The 19,425-nt window shown below is 71.3% G+C and carries 13 protein-coding genes; 5 read left to right on the plus strand and 8 right to left on the minus strand.

Features of this window, described 5'->3' with window-relative positions:
- Positions 1–266 precede the first annotated feature (266 nt).
- Positions 267–1,550 (minus strand): isocitrate lyase, encoded by a 1,284-nt coding sequence (gene aceA, locus ACIGWZ_RS35400; RefSeq protein WP_400071422.1) that lies wholly within the window; start codon positions 1,548–1,550, stop codon positions 267–269.
- 418 nt (positions 1,551–1,968) lie between these two features.
- Here aceA and ACIGWZ_RS35405 point away from each other — a divergent pair, with 418 nt between their 5' ends.
- From ACIGWZ_RS35405 to ACIGWZ_RS35420, 4 genes are all read left to right on the plus strand, one after another.
- Positions 1,969–3,375 (plus strand): short-chain fatty acyl-CoA regulator family protein, encoded by a 1,407-nt coding sequence (locus ACIGWZ_RS35405; RefSeq protein WP_400071424.1) that lies wholly within the window; start codon positions 1,969–1,971, stop codon positions 3,373–3,375.
- A 103-nt stretch (positions 3,376–3,478) separates the two neighbouring features.
- Complete coding sequence (locus ACIGWZ_RS35410) at positions 3,479–3,949, plus strand: hypothetical protein (protein ID WP_400071426.1); 471 nt, start codon at positions 3,479–3,481, stop codon at positions 3,947–3,949.
- Positions 3,950–4,043: 94 nt separating this feature from the next.
- Positions 4,044–4,721, plus strand: a complete 678-nt coding sequence (locus ACIGWZ_RS35415; protein WP_400071428.1) for a DUF305 domain-containing protein — start codon at positions 4,044–4,046, stop codon at positions 4,719–4,721.
- Between the two features lie 151 nt (positions 4,722–4,872).
- The gene (locus tag ACIGWZ_RS35420) at positions 4,873–5,745 is read left to right on the plus strand and encodes a F510_1955 family glycosylhydrolase (protein ID WP_400071430.1); all 873 of its coding nucleotides are present in this window, start codon (positions 4,873–4,875) and stop codon (positions 5,743–5,745) included.
- Positions 5,746–5,821: 76 nt separating this feature from the next.
- On the opposite strand, the gene ACIGWZ_RS35425 is transcribed toward ACIGWZ_RS35420, so the two are convergent.
- Positions 5,822–6,019 (minus strand): hypothetical protein, encoded by a 198-nt coding sequence (locus ACIGWZ_RS35425; RefSeq protein ID WP_400071432.1) that lies wholly within the window; start codon positions 6,017–6,019, stop codon positions 5,822–5,824.
- Between the two features lie 117 nt (positions 6,020–6,136).
- Here ACIGWZ_RS35425 and ACIGWZ_RS35430 point away from each other — a divergent pair, with 117 nt between their 5' ends.
- Positions 6,137–8,008, plus strand: coding sequence for a DnaA ATPase domain-containing protein (locus ACIGWZ_RS35430; protein WP_400071434.1), 1,872 nt, complete (start codon positions 6,137–6,139; stop codon positions 8,006–8,008).
- 29 nt (positions 8,009–8,037) lie between these two features.
- Here ACIGWZ_RS35430 and ACIGWZ_RS35435 read toward each other — a convergent pair whose 3' ends face one another.
- The 6 genes from ACIGWZ_RS35435 to ACIGWZ_RS35460 all read right to left on the minus strand — a co-directional run bounded on the left by ACIGWZ_RS35435 (position 8,038) and on the right by ACIGWZ_RS35460 (position 19,047).
- Positions 8,038–9,564 carry a GMC family oxidoreductase gene (locus ACIGWZ_RS35435; RefSeq protein WP_400071436.1) on the minus strand — a complete coding sequence of 509 codons (1,527 nt, stop codon included), beginning with the start codon at positions 9,562–9,564 and terminating at the stop codon, positions 8,038–8,040.
- Positions 9,565–9,862: 298 nt separating this feature from the next.
- The gene (locus ACIGWZ_RS35440) at positions 9,863–11,527 is read right to left on the minus strand and encodes a flavin monoamine oxidase family protein (RefSeq protein WP_400071438.1); all 1,665 of its coding nucleotides are present in this window, start codon (positions 11,525–11,527) and stop codon (positions 9,863–9,865) included.
- Entirely contained in the window at positions 11,524–13,413 is a 1,890-nt protein-coding gene (locus tag ACIGWZ_RS35445) for an alpha-keto acid decarboxylase family protein (RefSeq protein ID WP_400071440.1), read from the minus strand. Before ACIGWZ_RS35445 ends, ACIGWZ_RS35440 begins: the two co-directional genes overlap by 4 nt.
- A complete protein-coding gene (locus tag ACIGWZ_RS35450) occupies positions 13,410–15,524 on the minus strand; it encodes a flavin monoamine oxidase family protein (protein ID WP_400071442.1) in 2,115 nt (704 codons plus the stop codon). Before ACIGWZ_RS35450 ends, ACIGWZ_RS35445 begins: the two co-directional genes overlap by 4 nt.
- 7 nt (positions 15,525–15,531) lie before the next feature.
- The gene (locus ACIGWZ_RS35455; protein ID WP_400071444.1) at positions 15,532–15,729 is read right to left on the minus strand and encodes a hypothetical protein; all 198 of its coding nucleotides are present in this window, start codon (positions 15,727–15,729) and stop codon (positions 15,532–15,534) included.
- Between the two features lie 435 nt (positions 15,730–16,164).
- A complete protein-coding gene (locus ACIGWZ_RS35460) occupies positions 16,165–19,047 on the minus strand; it encodes a SpoIIE family protein phosphatase (RefSeq protein WP_400071446.1) in 2,883 nt (960 codons plus the stop codon).
- Positions 19,048–19,425 lie beyond the last annotated feature (378 nt).

The raw sequence follows: 19,425 nt of genomic DNA on the forward strand, positions 1-19,425 counted from the left end.
CGGGTCTCCTGACGAGGGGTGGAGCGGGGGCCGGACGGAGACGGTCGTCCGGCCCCGCTTGATCATGGGCCGACGGGATGCGCGGGCGCCGCCGAAGGGCGCCTAGGGCGCTTCTGACGGATCTCCGCGGCGTCGCGACGCCTGGCACGCACGCTCGCTGCGTTGCCGAAATGTCCCCATAGCTCCGCTATGAAGACATCCCGGCGCCTTGCGATCGCACGCACCAGGCGTCGCTCCTTCTTCCACGGAGATCCGTCAGAAGCGCCCTAGTGGAACTGCTCCTCCTCGGTGGAGCCGGCGAGCGCGGTGGTCGAGGAGGCCGGGTTGAGGGCGGTGGAGACCTGGTCGAAGTAGCCGGTGCCGACCTCGCGCTGGTGCCGGACGGCGGTGAAGCCCTGTGCCTGGGCGGCGAACTCCTTCTCCTGGAGGTCGACGTAGGCGGTCATGCCGGACTCGGCGTAGCCGCGGGCGAGGTCGAACATGCCGTGGTTGAGGGAGTGGAAACCGGCCAGGGTGATGAACTGGAAGCGGTAGCCCATCGCGCCCAGTTCGCGCTGGAACTTGGCGATCTGGTCGTCGTCCAGCGCCGCCTTCCAGTTGAAGGACGGCGAGCAGTTGTAGGCGAGCATCTGGTCCGGGTGCTCGGCGTGGATGGCCTCGGCGAACTCGCGGGCCTGGGCCAGGTCGGGGGTGCCGGTCTCGACCCAGATGAGGTCGGCGTACGGGGCGTAGGCGAGGCCGCGGGCGATGACCGGGGCCATGCCGTTCCGGACGCGGTAGAAGCCCTCGGCGGTGCGCTCGCCCGTGACGAACTCGGCGTCGCGCTCGTCGATGTCGCTGGTCAGCAGGTTCGCCGCGAGGGCGTCGGTGCGGGCCACGATCAGCGTGGGCACGTCGGCGATGTCGGCGGCGAGGCGGGCGGCGTTGAGGGTGCGGACGTGCTGCCCGGTGGGGACGAGGACCTTGCCGCCGAGGTGGCCGCACTTCTTCTCGGACGCGAGCTGGTCCTCGTAGTGGATGCCCGCGGCGCCTGCCGCGATCATCGCCTTGGTCAGCTCGAAGGCGTTGAGCGGCCCGCCGAAGCCCGCCTCGGCGTCGGCGACGATCGGCGCGAGCCAGTCGGTGGTGTCGCTGCCGCCCTCCGCGGTGGCGATCTGGTCGGCGCGCAGCAGCGCGTTGTTGATCCGGCGCACCACCTGCGGGACCGAGTTCGCCGGGTAGAGGCTCTGGTCGGGGTAGGTGTGGCCGGCCTGGTTGGCGTCGGCGGCGACCTGCCAGCCCGAGAGGTAGATGGCCTGCAGACCGGCCTTGACCTGCTGCACGGCCTGGCCGCCGGTCAGCGCGCCCAGCGCGTGGACGTAGTCCCGCTCGTGCAGCTGCCGCCACAGCCGCTCCGCGCCGCGCCGCGCCAGCGTGTGCTCCTCACGGACACTGCCCGACAGCCGCACCACATCCGCCGCGCTGTAGGTGCGCTCGATGCCCTTCCAGCGGGGATCGGTGGCCCACCGCTGCTCGAGCTGCTCGGCCGCCGTCGTCTTCGCCTCTGCCATGACCTTCACCGTCTCCATGAGTCGCGTGGTCTGCCAATGTCTCCTCAGCCGTGCACCGGTTCTGAAGAAAGTGGCACTGTGTGTCGTATCTGGGGTGCGGCCCGCCGTCCCGTCGAGGGAGATGCTGAGCAATGCCGCCTGGCCATCGGGCAGAAGATGCCGGGATCTCCGACGTCAGGGCATGATTCGCGCCCGGTTGTCTGCCTCGACCGCCAGGGTTCGGCGGGCCGCACTGGAACTCTGGCACTGGCACCAAGTGCCAGCAATCGTGGATGCATGCCAAGTTCTGCGAATCTTTCCCCGCCGATTTGCCAAGGTTGCGAAGGGCTGCCGAAGACGGATGCCACGTACGCTGGAGCCCGCGTCGACGGCTGTGCCCACGGCCGGAGCGACGGCTGATCCGACGGGGAGGAGCGCGGTGAGCAAGACGTACGCGGGAGCGCGGCTGCGGCGCCTGCGCGAGGAGAGGCGGATGAGCCAGGCCGAACTGGCCCGGGTCCTGGCCATCTCGCCCAGCTACCTGAACCAGATGGAGCACGACTCCCGCCCGCTCACCGTGCCCGTGCTGCTCAGGCTCACCGAAGCCTTCGGCGTCGACCCCGGCTTCTTCTCGGAGCGCGACACCACCCGGCTCGTGGCCGACCTGCGCGAGGCGCTGGCGGGCGAGGTGGCCGAGGCCCGGGTCTCACCGTCGGATCTGGCGGAACTCGCCTCCCGGATGCCGGCCGTGGCCAAGGTGCTGCTGGACCTGGGCCGACGCGGCCACCTCCTTGCCGAACGGATCGCCGGGGCGGGCGACGACCGGGACGGTGCGCCCGTCGCTCCCCGCTCGCCGCACGAGGAGATCCGGGAGTTCTTCTACCGCCGCCAGAACTACCTGCACGACGCCGACCTCGCCGCCGAGGACCTGGCTCGCCGCATCGCCATCCGGCCGGGGGACGTCGTCCGGGTGCTTGCGGACAGGCTCACCGGGACGCACGGTGTCCGCGTGACGACCGAGGCCACCGAGCGCCTGCACCACTACGACGAGCCCTCGCGCACCCTGCACCTCTCCAGCCGGCTCCGGCCGGGCCAGCAGGCGTTCCGCATGGCCACACAGCTCGCCCTGCTCGAATACGCCGACGAACTGGACCGGCTGGCCGCGGAGGACTTCCCGGCCGGATCCGCCACCCACGCACTGGCGCGCATCGGCATCGCCAACTACTACGCGGCCGCGCTGATCCTGCCGTACCGCGCCTTCCACACGGCCGCCGAGAACGTGCGGTACGACATCGAACGCCTCACCGACCACTTCGGACTCGGCTACGAAACGGTCTGCCACCGCCTGAGCACCCTCCAGCGCCCCCGCCTGCGCGGGGTGCCGTTCTCGTTCGTCCGCGTCGACCGCGCGGGCAACATGTCCAAACGCCAGTCCGCCAGCGGCTTCCATTTCTCCCGCGCGGGCGGCACCTGCCCGCTGTGGAACGTGTACGAGGCGTTCGCCGCGCCCGGCCGCATCCACGTCCAGATCGCCGCGATGCCCGACGGGCAGCGCTACTTGTGGACCGCCCGCGCGGTCACGCGGCACCGCGGCGGCTGGGGCGAGCCCGGCAAGACCTTCGCCATCGGCCTCGGCTGCGAGATCCGGCACGCCTCCCGGCTGGTCTACTCCGACGGCCTCGACCTCGACAACGCCGCCGCCGCGACCCCCATCGGCATGGGCTGCCGCATCTGCGAACGCCTCGACTGCCCCCAGCGTGCCGTCCCGCCGCTCGGCCGTCCCCTCGCGATCGACGAGAACAGCAGCACCTTCGTCCCCTATCCGGTGGCCGACGGCGAGCGGTGAGCCGCCCCGGCACGGCGGGGAGTCCGGCGGCCGGCGAGGACGGGGTACCGGCACCGCGCCCCGTTCCGCTTGAGTACAGTCGTCCGCAGGAGGTACGGGAGCGGTGACCACGAGACGGCAGGCACGGGCGGGCGGCGCGATGGCGCACCTCCTGCTGGTCGTCGTGCTCGCGCTCGGCGTCTTCGTCATGCACACCGTCGGCCATCCCGACGGGACCGCCGGCTCCGGGGGGCACGCCGCGGCGGACCACACCCCCGGTATGGGCGCGAGGTCTTCGGCACCTGCCGCCCCTGAAGCCGAGAGGGGCCGAGCAGGGCCCGCCCACTCCGCCCACTCCGGGACTTCCGCCGATACGTCGGCGCACTACGCACCGGCGCCCGGCAGCGGCATGAACATGGCCTCGCTGTGCCTGGCCGTGCTGGGCACCTGGGCGCTCGCGATGCTGCTGCGGGCGGCCCTGACCCGGCACACCGGATGGCTGGCGGACGTCCTGGCGAAGGCCGTCGTCATGCTGCGGCCCAACCCTCCGCCACGCGGACCCGATCTCACCCAGTTGTCGATCCTGCGGATCTAGGCCGAACCGTCCTCGCGGCCGCGCCCCGAGCGCTGCCCGCGAAGCCGCGTACGCCCCACACATCCGCACCACCGACACCATGAGGTGTATCGACATGAGTTCCATCAAGCGCGCCGTCCGATGTCCCCTGAACCGCCGCCTCGCTGCCGTAGGGGTCATCGCCTCGGGAGCCCTGCTGCTTTCCGCGTGCGGCAGCGACGACGGCATGAGCGGTGAGCACCACGGCGGCGGGACCGCGCCGTCCGCATCGAAGGAGGCCGGCGCCCATCCCGCCCCGGGGGCGTTCAACGGCGCGGACGTCACCTTCGCGCAGGGCATGATCCCGCACCACCAGCAGGCCGTGGAGATGGCCGAGCTGGCCGACGGCCGCGCCTCGGACGCCCGGATCAAGAGCCTGGCAGCCGCGATCGAGAAGGCCCAGGACCCCGAGATCAGGACCATGCGGTCGTGGCTCAAGGCGTGGGGCAAGCCGGAGTCGCCCTCGCACGGCATGCCGGGCATGCACCACGGGTCGGGCGGCATGGACACGACGGACGGCATGGCCGGGATGATGTCCGAGAAGGACATGACGGAGCTCAAGGCCGCCAAGGGCACCGACTTCGACAAGAAGTTCGCGCAGATGATGATCGGCCACCACAACGGCGCCGTCACCATGGCCAAGGACGAGCAGAGGAACGGCCGCAACGCGACCGCCAAGAAGCTCGCCGGCAACGTCATCAAGAACCAGACCGCCGAAGTCGACGCGATGAACAAGATCCTCGACCGGCTCTGACCCCTCTTCTCCCGCACACCGTTGCGGGCCTGTCACGCGCAGGCCCGCAACGGGCTCCACGCACCCCTTTTCCGGCGCCCCGGCCTCGCGCACGCCCCCTGCGTGCCGGGCCGCCAGACCCCACAGCCGCCAAGAACCCCATAGAGGACAGATGAGGAAGCACCGCACCACCCTGGCCGCTTCGGCACTCCTCGCTCTCGGCCTGACGGCCTGCTCCAGCGGCGCCGTCGGCTCAGCGGACTCCCGGCCGGCGTCCTCCGGGACGGCCATCAGCCACATCCACGGCCTGGGCATCGACCCGGACAGCGAGCGGCTCTACGTCGCCACCCACGAGGGCATCTTCACACCGGACCGCAGCGGCGAGCCGCAGCGCGTCGGCGACAGCGAGGACGACTTCATGGGATTCACCGTGGCCGGGGCGAAGACCTTCCTGGCCAGCGGCCATCCCGCGCCCGGCGGCGACGGACCCGGGAACCGCGGGCTGCTCAGGAGCAGCGACGCGGGCAGGTCCTGGACGTCCGAGTCGCTTGCGGGCGAGGCCGATTTCCACGCCCTGGACCAGGTGCACGGCACCGTCTACGGCTACGACAGCACCAACGGCGTGCTGCGCGTCAGCAAGGACGGCGTCCGCTGGGAGAGCCGGGCCGAACTGCAGGCATTCGACATTGCCGTGAACCCTGCCGATGCCGACGTGGTCCTGGCCACCACGCCCGACGGCGTCGCCAAGAGCACCGACGGCGGCCGGACCTTCGCCGACGGCGGGCAGCCGGCCCTGGCGTTCGTCTCGTGGGCCGCGAAGGGCGCGCTGTACGGCATCGACGCCACGGGCGGGCTGCGCCGCAGCCTCGACGGCGGGACCACCTGGAAGGAGACCGCGGCGGTGCCCGGCGGCCGGCCCCAGGCACTCACCGCCGTCGACGCCCGGCATGTCCTGGCCGCCACCGAGGGCGGCGTCTACGAGTCGAAGGACGGCGGGAAGACCTTCCGCAAGCGCCTCGCCGCCGGATCGAGCGGCGGGCACTGAACGGGCGGACGGGCGGCGCGGGCCCTTCGACTCCGCGCCGCCGGTCCGCGCCGCCGGTCCGCTCGGGCGGGCGCGCTCAGCGGTCCACGACCCGGGCCCGTCCGCGCCGCCGGGTGGTGGCAGCGACGTGTTGCCAGGCCGCGTACAGGGCCGAAAGGCCGAGGGCCACGGGGGAGAGGGCGGCGGGCTGCACGCCGGTGCGGATGAGCACGATGCCCGTCGCCAGGACCGCCAGGAATGCGGCGAGATCGATTCGCCGCGGTGAGCTGTTCACTACGATGCCTCTCTTGTCATGCCTCGTGTGAGGGTGACTCCAGACTCGAACGGAGCGGGCCCGTTGCGGGAGTCGGCACAGTTGCCGGGTCGCGGCAACACCCGGAAGGTGTGAGACATGGGAAGCCTTGAGCCGCTCGACAGCGATCTTCCGCCCGAGGCCGGTGAGCTGGCGGCGGCGCTGCGGAGCCTGTTCGACGCGCTGGAGGTCAGCGTGCGGCGCTACGGGGCGCGCCGGCACCGGGACGCGGGCTCCATCTCCCGCTTCCTGAACGGAACGCGCATCCCCGCCTGGGAATTCGTCGCGGATCTGTTGACCGATGTGGCCGAGCAGCGGGGCACCGCCGCAACCCCCGAGATGGTGGAACATCTGCGGAGACTGCACCACCGCGCGTTGGCCGCCGGCGGCTCCCCGCTGCATCGCGTGCAGCTGCTGGAAGCGCAACTTGCGGACGCCGACCGCAGCGCACGGCGCTCCGTGGTCCGCGAGCGGGCCATCGAGGACGCGTTGCTCGACGCGCAACACCGGGTCGCCGACCTCGAACTCCAGCTGCGTCAGCTTCAGTTGGCCGAGGACCGGGACCGCTCCGGTGTCCCTCTGGTACCGCAGATCCATGAGGATCCGCTGGATCCCCTCGCCGCGCTGCGCAAGGAGCGCGACCTGCTCCGGGACCAGGTGCAGGACCTGAGCGAGGAACTCAAGGACGCACACACCCGCCGGATCCACGCCGAACAACGGTGCAACGAGTTGGAACGGCAGCTCGTGAGGGCGGAGCGGGGAGCTCGCGCCGAGACCGAGCGGGAGGCCCGGCAGGAGGCCCAGCAGGAAGAACGCGTGCAGATGACCCGGGTGTCGGCGCTGGAGGACGAGCTGCGGTGGTTACGGTCCCGGGTGGCGGGCCTGGACGGTCGTGACGAACGCGCCGACGCGATCTCCGCTCGCCCCGGCCGGCGCGATCCCCCGGCGAAGACCGCCTTCGACCATCCCTACCGGTTCGAGAACTTCGCCGCGGAAGCGGCCAACCGCTTCGCCCACGATGTCGCCGTCGCCGTCTCCGAAGCGCCCGCCCAGGCCTACAATCCGCTGCTCATCCACGGCGCCCCGGGGCTCGGCAAGACGCATCTGCTCCATGCCATCGGCCACTACGCCCGCAGCCTCTATCCCGAGACCAGGTCCCAGTACGTCAGCTGCCGGCAACTGGCCGGGTCCCTGAGTTCGGCGCGGCCGGGCTCGGTGCCCGGCGCATTCGACCGACGGTACGGGGCGGTCGACCTTCTGCTGCTCGACGACGTCCAGTGGCTGGCGGAGAGCGGCACCGCCCAGGGCCTGCTCGCGGAAGTACTGGCGGCGCTGCTCAACGCCGACAAGCAGGTCGTCCTCGCCTCGGGCCGGTCCCTCGCGCAGATGCCGGACCTGCACCAGGGGCTGCGCGGCTGCCTGGAGCGTGGCCTGGACATCGGCGTGGAAGTACCCAGCACCCGGACCCGCCTGGCGATCCTCCGCAAGAAGGCGGAGAAGGAACAGCTCGACGTCCCCCTGGACGTACTGGAGATGATCGCCGCTCGGGTGGGCCGGAACATCCGGGAGCTCGAAGGCGGCCTCGTCAGGGTGACGGCCTTCGCGAACCTCAACCGGAGCCCGGTCGACACCGGCCTCACCAAGATCGTCCTCGATTCCCTGCAGCCGGGCGCGGGATCGGAGATCACCGGGGAGGCCGTCATACGCAACACCGGAGACTATTTCGGGCTGTTGGTCGAGGATCTGCGGAGCACCGACCGTTCGCGGGTGCTGGTCACCGCCCGGCAGATCGCCATGTACCTGTGCCGTGAGCTGACGGACCATTCCGTACCCACCATCGCCGCCCTGCTCGGCGGCAAGGACCCCGGCGCGGTGCTCTACGCGAACCGGAAGATCCGGGCCATGATGAGCGAGCGCCGCGCCCTCTACAACCAGGTCACCGAATTGACCAACCGCATCCTCTTCTCCTGACGTGACGCACCCGTGGATGCGCAAGCCGCCTATGCGGTCCGGCGGATGAGGTCGGCCGCCTTCTCCGCGATCACCATCGCCGCCGGGTTCGTATTGACGGAGACGATCGTGGGCATGACCGACGCGTCCGCCACCCGCAGGTCCTCCAGGCCGTGCACGGTCAGATCCGGGGCGACCACCGCGTCGGGGCCCGTCCCCATCGCGCAGCTGCCCACGGGGTGGAAGTACGTACCCGTGGCGTCCGCCAGGAACCGGCGCAGTCCCGCCGCGTCGGTGACGCCGTCCCCGGGGAGCACCTCGCGCGAGCGCCAGCCGCTGAAGGGGCCCGTCGCCGCGATGTCCCGCGCCACCTCGATGCCGTGGAGCATGCGCCGGACATCCGACTCGGCACCGAGGTAGTTCGGGTCGATCAGCGGAGGCGTGTCCGGGTCGGCGTCGGCGAGGCGCACCGAGCCCCGGCTCTGCGGCACGGTCGCCACGCCGAAGGTGAAGCCGTTCGCCGGTGCCTGCACCGTCGGCGGGTGGTACGGAATATGAATGAACATCAGCTGCATGTCGGGCCCGGACAGAGCGGCGTCGCTGCGCCAGAGCAACGAGGTCTCCGCGTGGTTGGTGAGCCCCGGCGGGATCGGCCGGCTCGCCTCGTGGACGACCGGGCACAGCGGGTGATCGTGCAGATTGCGCCCGACGCCGGGCAGGTCGTGGCGGACGTCCACGCCGGCCGCTCGCAGCTCGTCCGCGGGGCCGATGCCCGAGAGCAGCAGCAGCCGTGGCGAATCGATCGCACCGGAGCTGACGATCACCTCGGCGGCGGCCCGGACGGTGCTCGTCCCCCCGGCCCGCCGGAACTCCACCCCCGTGCACCGGCTGCCGTCGAAGAGCAGGCGGCGGGCGCGGGAGCCGGTCAGCACCGTGAGGTTGGGCCGTGCGGCGCGGACGGGGTGCAGATACGCGGTCGCGGTGCTCTGCCGCCTGCCGTCGGCGATGCTCAAATCGTGCCAGCCGGCGCCCTCCTGGGTGGCGCCGTTGAAATCGTCGGTCATCGGGTGGCCCGCCGCCACCGCGGCGTCGAGGAAGACCCCCGACAGGGGGTTGGCGTCCTCGGCCCGCGCCGGCGCCGGCCGCATCGGGCCGCTGTCGCCGCGGAATTTCGGATCCCCGCCGGTCACGGTCTCCATCCGCCGGAAGTAGGGCAGGAGCGCATCGAACCCCCACCCGGCGCACCCGGCCGCCGCCCAGCGGTCGTAGTCGTTGCGGTGCCCGCGCAGGAACACCATCGCGTTGGTCGCGCTGCACCCGCCGAGCGTCCGGCCGCGCGGGAACGGAAGCGCCGGCCCGCCGATACCGGCCTGCGGCACCGTGCTGTAGCCGTGGTCGACCTCGGTGCCCCGTAGTGCGGGCCATGCGGGCGGCGCGGCGAGCTCCGCCCGTGTGTCCGCCGGCCCCGCCTCGAGCAGCAGCACCGTCGTCTCCGCGTCCTCGGACAGCCGCGCGGCGAGCACGCAGCCGGCCGAGCCGGCCCCGACGACGATGTAGTCGAATTCCTGCGACAGCATGCTGTCCTCCCCTTGCCGATGTGCCGCGCCGCCGGTGTTGCGGCGCCCGCGGCCACCGGATGTCGACGCCGGCCGGTTCCGTCCGGCGGCGGCGGTCGCACCGCCGTGATCGATTCTGGCGGGGCGTGGCGCCGCCGGCAGGCGTATCAGGGAAGCGGCCGGCCGCGGGGGTCCGCGACCGGCCGGTCCGCTCCGGCGCATCACCGGCCGTGCGGCGAGGGGAAAGGGGAGGGGCTCGGAGCGGCCGCGACCGCGTGCCGCGGGAGTGCGGCCGGTGCCCGTTCGCCCCTCCCGGTCGTCAGTGCAGGCCCTGCGTCAGGGCGACCGAGTCGGGTACCGCGACCTCCTCGGGTGCGCTCAGCGGCATGATGCCGAGGATCTGCTGGACGATGTACTGCGCCGACATCATGGCGCCCTCCTGCCAGCCGGGCAGCGGGGAGATCTGATCGCCGGTGACGTAGAACGCGTCGTGGCCTTCGGGCTGGAGCAGTTGCCGGTAGGCCTTCTTGTGCTCCTCGTCCTCCGGCTTCCAGGCCGCCCAGCCGCCCAGCTGGTAGGGCACCTTGTGCCAGGCGATGGTGACGCCCTTGTCGTCGGGGACGAGTTTCTTGTCCTTGAATTCGGGGTGCAGTTCGATGGCGCCTTCGCGGGCCAGCTTCAGGCGCTTGTCGGGAGCCAGGCCTCCGAGGGTGTCGGCCGCCTTCTGGAAGTTGTAGGCGCCGGTCAGGGTTCCCTTGTCGGAGAAGTAGTCGTGGGACGGGTACCACAGCTGGGTGATGTTGTGGCCGGTCCAGCTGATGCCGCCGTAGATCCCCTCGGTCTCGTAGGTGCGGTCGAGGTCGCCCTCCCAGAACCGCTGGTTGGCCTGCCAGCCGACCTTGCAGGTCTTCTCGAATTTCACGGTGCGGATCGCCTGGCGGAATGCGTCCGAGAAGTTGGTCTGCTCGATGTCGCGGAGCACCGGGAACGGGATGTTGCTGACGCAGTACCGGGCCTTGGCGGAGTAGTCGACGCCGCCCTTGCGGTAGCCGACCTCGACGCCGGTTCCGTCCTCCTCGGTGATCTCGATGTCGACCACCTCGGCGCCCAGCACAATGGTCGCGCCGGCCCGCTTGGCCTCGCGGGCCAGGGCCTTGACGATATGGTCCATGCCGCCGATCGGCTGGAACATCGTGCCCTGCCAGAGGTAGTCGACCGGTTGGTAGAAGCGGGCCCTCCAGAAGCCCGAGTTCACCAGGTCCTCGAAGGACAGCGGCGGGGCCGGTACGGGGAACTCCCCGATCTCGGGGAGGCTGAGATAGCCCGAGCGGGTGGAGCCGCGGTATTTGCCGTTGGTGTCCAGGGCGCCGAACGCCCGGAGCAGATCGCGCAGTTCACCGGTGAAGGTGTCGAGGCTGAGCAGGTTCTCGGCGAGCTTCTCCGCGAGGTAGCCGCGGGTGTCGTTCGCCACCCGGCGGTTGGGCCAGGTCACGGGCGCATCGGGCGAGCGGACGAGGTTCGCCGTGGTCTCCATGACGTACGGCTCCAGCTCCACGCCGAAGTCCCGGCAGTACTTGAGCACCCGCCGGTGGTGGTACGGGATCCGGCCGGGCCCGAGGTTGAGGTACAGCTCGTCGTCGAATGCGCAGGTGTGCGTGAGCCTGGGGATGCCGTGTTCGTCGAGCTCGTAGAGCGTGTCGCCCTTGCGGGCGGTGCGGTTGCGGCCGCCGACGCGGTTCTGCGCCTCCAGGACGGTGACCTCGTAGCCGAGGACGCTGAGCTCGTACGCGGCGGTCAGGCCCGCGACGCCGGCGCCCAGGATCAGTACCTCCACGCCCTCGCCCGGCGCCCCGCCGGACTCCATGGCGCCGGTCCATCCGGTGGCCTGGGGCCCGGACAGACCGCTCATGGCGTGCCGCAGCGCCTTGGCGGAGTCGCCGACGGGGGCTTTCACCGGCGCCGACTGCTTTCCGTTCGGGGTCATCGCGCTGTTCCTTCCGAAGAGACGCCGGCGCGCGGCGGACAGTTCTCGGTGATCTTGTACCGGAGCGCCTCGGGGTAGTCGTGCCGCTCCAGCGACACCCGTACGACGATCGGGCCCTGGTTGATCGGGTCGGTGGGATCCGCGATCTGCCCCAGCAGGGCGGCGAGTTCGTTGTGCTTGCGGACGGCGACGCCCGTCATCGGGTCTTTCTCGGAGCCGAAGACCTCCGCGAGCTTGTCGTAGCGCCAGGGATGCAGCTCGTTGTAGAAGTCGGCGCCGTCGGAGTCGGGCACGCCGTCCTTGTAGTAGCAGGGGTGGACGAGCATCTGCTCGATGCCGTAGAAGCCCGCGTTGTCCAGGACGAACACCACCGGGCGCAGCCCGTGCCGGACGTGGGTGGACATCTCCTGGCAGGTCTCCTGGAACGAGCCGTCGCCGACGAAGACCAGGGGGCGTTTGCGGGCGTGGCTCCGGCCCAGCGCCACGCCGGTGGCCGCGCCGACCGAGTAGCCGATGGACAGCCAGCTGTTCTGCGCCACGTACGAGGCGCGCTCCGGCATCCGCAGATTCATCGAGCCGATCAGCGCGAACGCCGCGTCGCTGAGCACCGTGAACGGGGTGGTGCGCTCTCCGGGGCCGTCGGTGACCTGTGCCTCGAGGAAGGCGCTGAGGTGCCGGAAGAGGCTGTCGTACGTCACGATCTCGGGGTAGGGGCCGCCGATCAGGGACGTCAGATAGGCGTCGGTGCTGCCGGGGACGTCGAGGCCCGCCTTGTGCGCGTCGGCGAAGTAGTCGGCGGCGAAGGCGCCCGCCCCGAACTCCTCGACGAAGGCCTCGCGCAGCGCGGGGAGGAACTGGGCGAGCTGTACGTCAGGGAAGTACGAGGCGCCGACATGCACCCCCTCGTGGGCGGCGACCGCCCAGTCGTCGCCGATCGACCTCATGCCGCCGAGGTTCTTCGAGGTCGCCCAGGAGCCCAGCCCGATGCGGCAGCCGGCTTTGTGGAAGGCCTCGGCCACGCCCGGCTGGCTGGCCTTGCCGTTGTAGACGCCGGAGAAGCCGGGGGTGTACTCGGAGATGACGGACTTGGCCCCGACGGTGGTGCAGTACGGGATGCGGGTGTCGCGCACCAGCTGCTCGAATTCCGCGGCCAGGTTGAAGCGGTCGATCTCCTCGCCGGCCCACAGGATCGGCTTGTTCCCGTGGTCGTGCACCAGCTTCACGCACGCCGCGACCGCCGCCGCGAGCATGCGCTCGTTCTGCGGGGTGAGCGGGCGCTCCCGTCGCGAGAGCCGGCCGCGCGGTGCGGGACACCGGGCCTCCCAGACGTCCTCCATCACCTCCAGGTAGACCGGCCGGCGGTGGGACAGGCAGGCGGTGAGGGCGCCGTCGATCTGGCCGGGGGCCAGGCCCGGGTTGGACAGGGTTTGGGCGTCCACCGTCACCTGGCGGTAGACGTCCAGGTTGCTCTCCGGGCGCTGGGACATATGGGAGGTGAGCAGGCCGATTGCCCGCTGGTTCAGCCACTGCTCGTACGTGGGGGCCGCGTTGATCGCGATCAGCGGTACGTACTCGGTGTAGGCGCCGCCGATCGCATTGAGCAGATTGAACGCGCCCACGCCGTAGGTGACCGCGACCGCGCCGATGCCCTGCTCGCCGAGCGCGATCTCGGCATCGGCGACCTTCACCCGGGCATAGCCGTCCGCGGCCTGGCCCGCACCGCCCTCGGTCGGGGTGCCGACCCAGCGGACCTTCGTCTTCTCGTGCAGCGTCGACAGGAACGGGCCGAGGTGATTGCCCGGGACGCCGAACAGATGGGTGATGCCGAGCTGTTCCAGCCGGATGGCCAGGTACTCGGCCACCGTGCAGGTCTTTGTGCTGCTCATGACGTCAGTGCTCCCTCTCGCGGCTTGTCGGACGATGCCGCCCGGCGCCCGCGGGACGCCTCGGCCGGCGCATCGGCGGCGCTCTCGCCCGCCGCGGGGGACTCGTGGACGGCGATGGCGGCCCGTACGGCCGTCTCCACCGCGCCTTCGATCCAGGCGTGCTTCAGCGACACATGCTCACCGGCGAAGTGGACCGGTCCTTCGGGCCGCACCACGTCGAGGTGGAAGCTGGTCATCTGGTGCGGGGTGTAGACCGCCGCCTCGCCGCAGGCGTACGGGTCGCGCAGCCAGCTCTGGGTCTGGCCCGCACCGGTGTAGAAGACCTCGATGCGGCGGCCGTGCACCGACTGGAGATTGCGCAGCGCGTAGCCGTAGCGCTCGTGGTCCTCCAGGGAGTCCCAGCGCGCGGCGTCGTCCGACCAGGAGTAGCCGGCCAGCACCACCCCTCCCGGGCTCCCGGGGACGGGGTGCGAGGGGTAGTACATGAAGCGGTTGGGGTTGTCGGTGGTGGAGCCGCCGCCGTAGGCGTGGGTGGCCGGCCGCACGCCGGCGGGCAGCGAGGAGTTGCGGAGGTAGTCCACCTGCTTCTGGCTGATCCGCGTCTCGTCCACGCTCGGATGCGCGCCGAGCAGCCCGGTGGGCAGGTCCCGCAGGCCCTTCGGCACGGCCATCGCGGCCTCGGCCTGGTCCTCCCCCCAGTGCTGGTAGAACGCGTACAGGCCGGGTTCGATGTCGTCGAGTTCCCGCTTCCAGTCCGCCTCGGTGAACTCCCACCAGCGGCGCGAGAACTCCAGCAGCACCTTGGTGGCCTGGTCGTAGTGCGTCTCGATGACGGCGCGGCGCTTCTTGTACGAGAACGGCGGCGTCACGGCGGTGAAGCGCAGGCTGGAGAACGGGATGGTGATGATCGCCAGGTCACCGGTCCAGGTCTGCATCTCGCCGTACGGGTCGTTCTCGGGCACGGTCTGGATCGCGACCGCGGGCCCGCCCGGACCGGCGAGCCTGCCGTGCGAGCCGTCGCGGCCCGGGTCGTAGTACTCCAGCCGGACCATCCGCTGGCCCATCACGAGCTGGTCGCGCAGGTCCTTGGCGAGCGCCTCCGGAAGCTTGCGGCTGCCGCCCTCGATCTCCCAGTACGTGGCGGCCGGGTCGATGTCGCTGCGCCCCAGGAAGCTGTGGAAGAAGGCGAGATGCAGCCGCGAGGTCATGTTCTCGACCGTGCCGATGGCCTCGATGGCCTCGTCGCTGAACCCGGCGTACTCGCGCAGGAAGCGGCCCATCGAGAAGCCGTCGAAGTCGCGGATGACGTCGGCCCAGCCGTCCAGCCACTCCTTGAAGGGCTTGGGAAGCCGTTTCCCGTCGCCCTGCAGTACGGAGTAGTAGTCGCGCACCGGCTCCAGCGCCTGGTGGACCATCTCCGAGACGGTCAGCCGGGATTCGCAGCCGGTCAGATGGAAGCCCTCGTTGATCCCGGACGGGTCGGTGGCGTACTGGGCGCGCCGGACCTGTTCCCGGTTGGTGCGGATCCAGGTCTGGTTGCGCTTGGCCGGCTCCTTGAACTCGGGGCTGGGGTCGCCGTTCGTCCACACCTTGCCGTCCTTGAACGAGCGGTAGACCACGGGCGGTACCCGCGCCTCCTGATTGCCCGTCGTCGGATCGATGTCGACGTTGAAGAACAGCCGTCGCTTCAGCCCGAGTTTGTCGATCAGCCCGAGCGTCAGCGGATGGAAGCTGGGCAGCCGCATGGCCCCGGCCTCCGCGTACTGCGCGGGATCGGTGAACGGCGGCTTACGGCCCTTCTCGGCGTGGAAGGTCTTGATCCGGCCGCCCACCCGGTTGGCATTGGCCTCCAGGATCGTCACCTCGTGCCCGGCGCGGGTCAGCAGCGTGCCGGCGACCAGGCCGGCGATGCCCGCTCCGACGATCAGTACGCGCTTGCGTGCGGCGGGCGGCTGCAGCCCCTTGTCGATCAATACGTCGAGATAGCGCAGCTTGAGGTCCTCATTGGCCGGCTCCGGGCCGACCAGCAGGAGTTCGCGGGCGAGTTGCTGATAGGTCTTCGCATGGGCGCGCTCGACGCCGTTGCTCCGTGTGCGGATGTCGTTGTCCACGGCGTCGTCAGCCCTTCTTCTGCAGCGGGGGGTGCGCGGCGAGGCGCCGCGGAGTGGTGAGGGAGCCGTAGGGAATGCCGCGGCGCGTGATGCGGTGCTTCTGGGACGGTTCGACGGCGCGGGGGTGGGTGCTGCGGTGCAAGGGCGGTACGGGGATCTGCTCGATGTCCAAAACGGACGTCGGCCGTACGGAGGTAGTGGTCACTGTTCTCCCTGTCCGGAGGGCTGCGCGCAGGCGAATTCCGCTTCACCGCACGCTGACTGAAGTCGGAAAAGAGGCAAGGGCACACCAAAGGCAGCCGGTGTACGGCTTGCGATGCCAGCCGAGCAGCGAATCGGTCCACCCGCATATGCACCGGCGCCAACCGGAGCACGCGGCCTACTCGAATCGGTGAGTGTGCGCCGGACGTGCCGCGTGGCGCCGCACGAGCGCGCACGAGATGAGCGTGGTCGGCGGGCGGGGAGCCCCGCAGCGCAGCGGATCGCGGCGCGTCACAGCCGACGGAGTCCGGTCCCGGTGAGCGTCGACGGGGCCTGCGTCCGCACCCGCACGGGCATGGGCATGGGCAGCGTCGCCCCGGGGGCGCCTGGGAAAAGGAGGGCTCGACGACGGGGCCGGGCGGCGGGCCGTCGTCCGGCGTCAGGGGATCAGCTGCTCCGTCCAGAGCGTCTTGCTCCCCGAGCTGGTGTAGCGGGTACCCCAGCGGTGGGTCATGGCGCCGACGAGCTGCAGCCCGCGGCCGCTCTCGTCCATCAGGGCGGCGTGGCGGACGCGCGGGGCCGACTGGCTGCCGTCGTAGACCTCGCAGGTCAGGGTGGTGCCGCGGATCAGGCGGAGGCCGACGGGGCCGGTGGCGTGCCGGACGGTGTTGCCGATCAGCTCGCTGACGATGAGCTCGGTGGTCATGACGAGGTCCGCCAGGCCCCACTCGGTCAGCTGACCACGGATCAGCTTGCGGGCGGTGCCCGCGGAGGACGGCTCGAAGGGCAGATCCCAGGAGGCGACATCGCCGTCCGGAAGGCGGCGCGCCCGCGCGGCCAGGACGGCGGCGTCGTCCGCATGGTGCCCGGCGGGGCGCGGCAGCTCCCGTGTAACGGTGTCACAGAGGCCTTCCAGCCAGGCGACGTCGTCACGGGAGCCCGCTGCGGGCGCGCCGTCCCGCTCCCGGGCGGACGCCTCGAGGACGCCGGAGAGTTCGTGCAGTCCCGCGTCGGGGTCCGCGTCGGGCGCGCTCAGCAAGCCGTCGGTGTAGAGCACCAGCAGGCTGCCCTCCGGCAACGTGATCCGGGTGCTCCGGTACGGCATCTGGGCGGTGCCCAGCGGCGGGCCCACCGGGACGTCGGCGAAGTAGGGCTTTTGGCCGGGGTGGACGACGGCCGGCGGCGGGTGCCCCGCGCTGGCGAGCGTGCACACTCCCGTGGTGGGGTCGTAGACCGCGTAGAGGCAGGTCACGTACTGGTCGTCGCCGAGTTCGCCCGCGACGTCGTTGAGGTGGGCGAGCATCTCCTCGGGCGGATGGTCCAGCGTGGAGAGCGTCGATACGGCGGTGCGCAGCCGGCTCATGGTGATGGCCTCGCGCAGCCCGTGGCCCATCACGTCACCGATCACCAGGGCGACCCGCTCCGCGGACAGCGGGATGGTGTCGTACCAGTCGCCGCCCACCTCGTTGTGGTCACCGGCCGGGCGGTACCGGGCCGCGGCACTCAGCGCCGGCAGGTCCGGCAGCAGGGAGGGCAGCAGGTGCTGCTGGAGCTGGCGGGCCCGGTTGTGCTCGCTGTCGTACAGCCGCGCCCGCTCCAGAGCCTGGGCCACCAGCCCGCTCAGCGCGATCAGCAGGCCGCCGTTGTCGCTGCTGAAGGGGTGCGGCCGGTCGAAGGCCAGGAGGCAGCTGCCGACCTGATGGCCGCTGGCGGTCAGCGGCAGCACCGCCCACGCCTGCGCGCCGCCGCACTGCGCGAGCTCGGCCAGTCCCGGGTAGCGCCGGCCGAACTCCTGCGCGGAGTGCAGGAAGCGGGGCGAGCGGTCGGCGAGCAGCGCGGTGGTGTCCCGCCGGCGCAGCCGGTCCAGGAGCCCGTCCGGGTAGCCGACCGCACCCACCAGGCGCAGCCGGCCCTCGGTCATGGCGTGCACCAGGACGCCGTTGGCACCGAACGGCGCAAGGATCTGGGCCGCCACCGCATCGACCACGTCCTGCGTCGTCAGCGCCTGGGCCAGCGCCTCGGTCAGGGCGCCGATGCGGCGGGCCCGCTCCGCGGCGGCCCGCTCGGCATCCACCTCCGCGGTCACATCCGCCACATAGACCACGAGGTACGGCTCCACGACCACCAGCCGCAGCCGCTGCCAGGTCTCCCCGACCTGGATGACGGCCGTCAGCGGACGGTCGCTGCGTACCGCTTCCTCGAAATGCTCCTGAAGGCCGCGCTCCTTCAGGTCGGGCACCGCGTCCCACGGCGCCCGCCCGACCAGCTCCACCGGCGCCGACCCCAGCAGCTCGGCCTGCGAGTTGGCGTACAGCACCCGCCAGTCCGCGGGGTCCACGATCAAGAAGGCGTCCGGCATATGGCCCAGGACGCGGGTGACCACCTGCTCGGTCATCCGGGTGGCGGTGGTGTCCCAGCCGGTGCCGGTCATCCGCAGCGGTGTGCCGTCCGGCGCGTAGGTGGTGTGCCCGCGCAGCTCGACCCAGCCGATCCGGCCGTCGAGCGAGCGCACCCGGTACTCCACCGAGTACACCTCGTGCTCCGCGATCGCGTGTTCGATCGCGGACAGCACCCCCGGCAGGTCGTCGGGGTGCACCCGCTGCATCCAGGTCTCGATGCGGTTGTCCCACTCGTAGAGCCCGGCGACACCCGCGATCGTCTCCAACGCGGCCTCGTCCAGCAGGAGTTCACCGGTGACCAGGTCCCATTCCCAGGTGGCGACGCGGATGCCCGCCATGGCCTCCCGCAGCCGCGAGCCGGAGCCGGACCACCAGGGGAGCAGCCGCGTGCTGGGTGCGTCCGTCCGGTCGAGCGCCTGCCCGGTCGTCCCGGCCAGCCGGGACAGGAACGCCAGCCGGTCCTCGGCGGGGGTTTCGAGACCGAACAGCGACAGCGTCCCTATCGGGCCGTTCGCCCCGGGCAGCGGCAGCGCCAGCACGCCCGCCGCCCCGATCCCGGCGAGGACCTCCGGCGTGTCCCCGGCGGCGGGGCCGCCTTCCGGGTCCGCCGCGACCCATACGGCGCGGTTCTCCCGGACCGCCCGGGCCGGCGCGGCCGGCCCGTCCACCGCGAGGGATTCCCAGGGCCGCGCCACGTCCAGCGGCAGCCCGCCCAGCGCCGCCAGCTTCAGCTCCCCGGTCGCCGCTCCGCCCAGATGCGCTACGCCCGCCAGCCCGCCCGCCGCCGAAAGCGCCTGCTGGAGCGCCAGCCGCAGCAGTTCCACCTCGTCCAGGTTGCCCGCCGCAATGGCCGCTTCGAGCAGTTCGAGCCGGGCGCCGTCCGCTCCGACAAGACGCGGTTCATCATGGCGGCACCCATCCATCGCTTCGCCTCTCAGAGGACGGTTCGGAACAGCACGAATCAGCCCATCAGCCCCTACGCCCGGGGATCCGCCGCTGATCACTCCGGACCTCCAGGGGAGTTTGAGCAGGATAAACGCGCGGCGGGCGCACTGGCCAACGGTTGGTGAAACGTTTTGGGGGCCGTGCGGCGGAGTTGATGCGCCGACCGCATGCCAGGTCGAGGCGACCGCGGAATCGGCGAAAGAAATCGGCCGGAAATCGGCTGGAAGAAAAGGAATCAGACGGAGCCCGATCGTCAAGTCAAGGAATGCACTTCGGGAAACTCGCACCCAATTGCGCATTCCGGGGAAGCGGCCCACCCGATCAGGGCGCATTTCCGGGGTCGCCCGTACGGCCCC

The organism is Streptomyces sp. NPDC053427 (assembly GCF_044544985.1).
Lineage (GTDB): Bacteria > Actinomycetota > Actinomycetes > Streptomycetales > Streptomycetaceae > Streptomyces.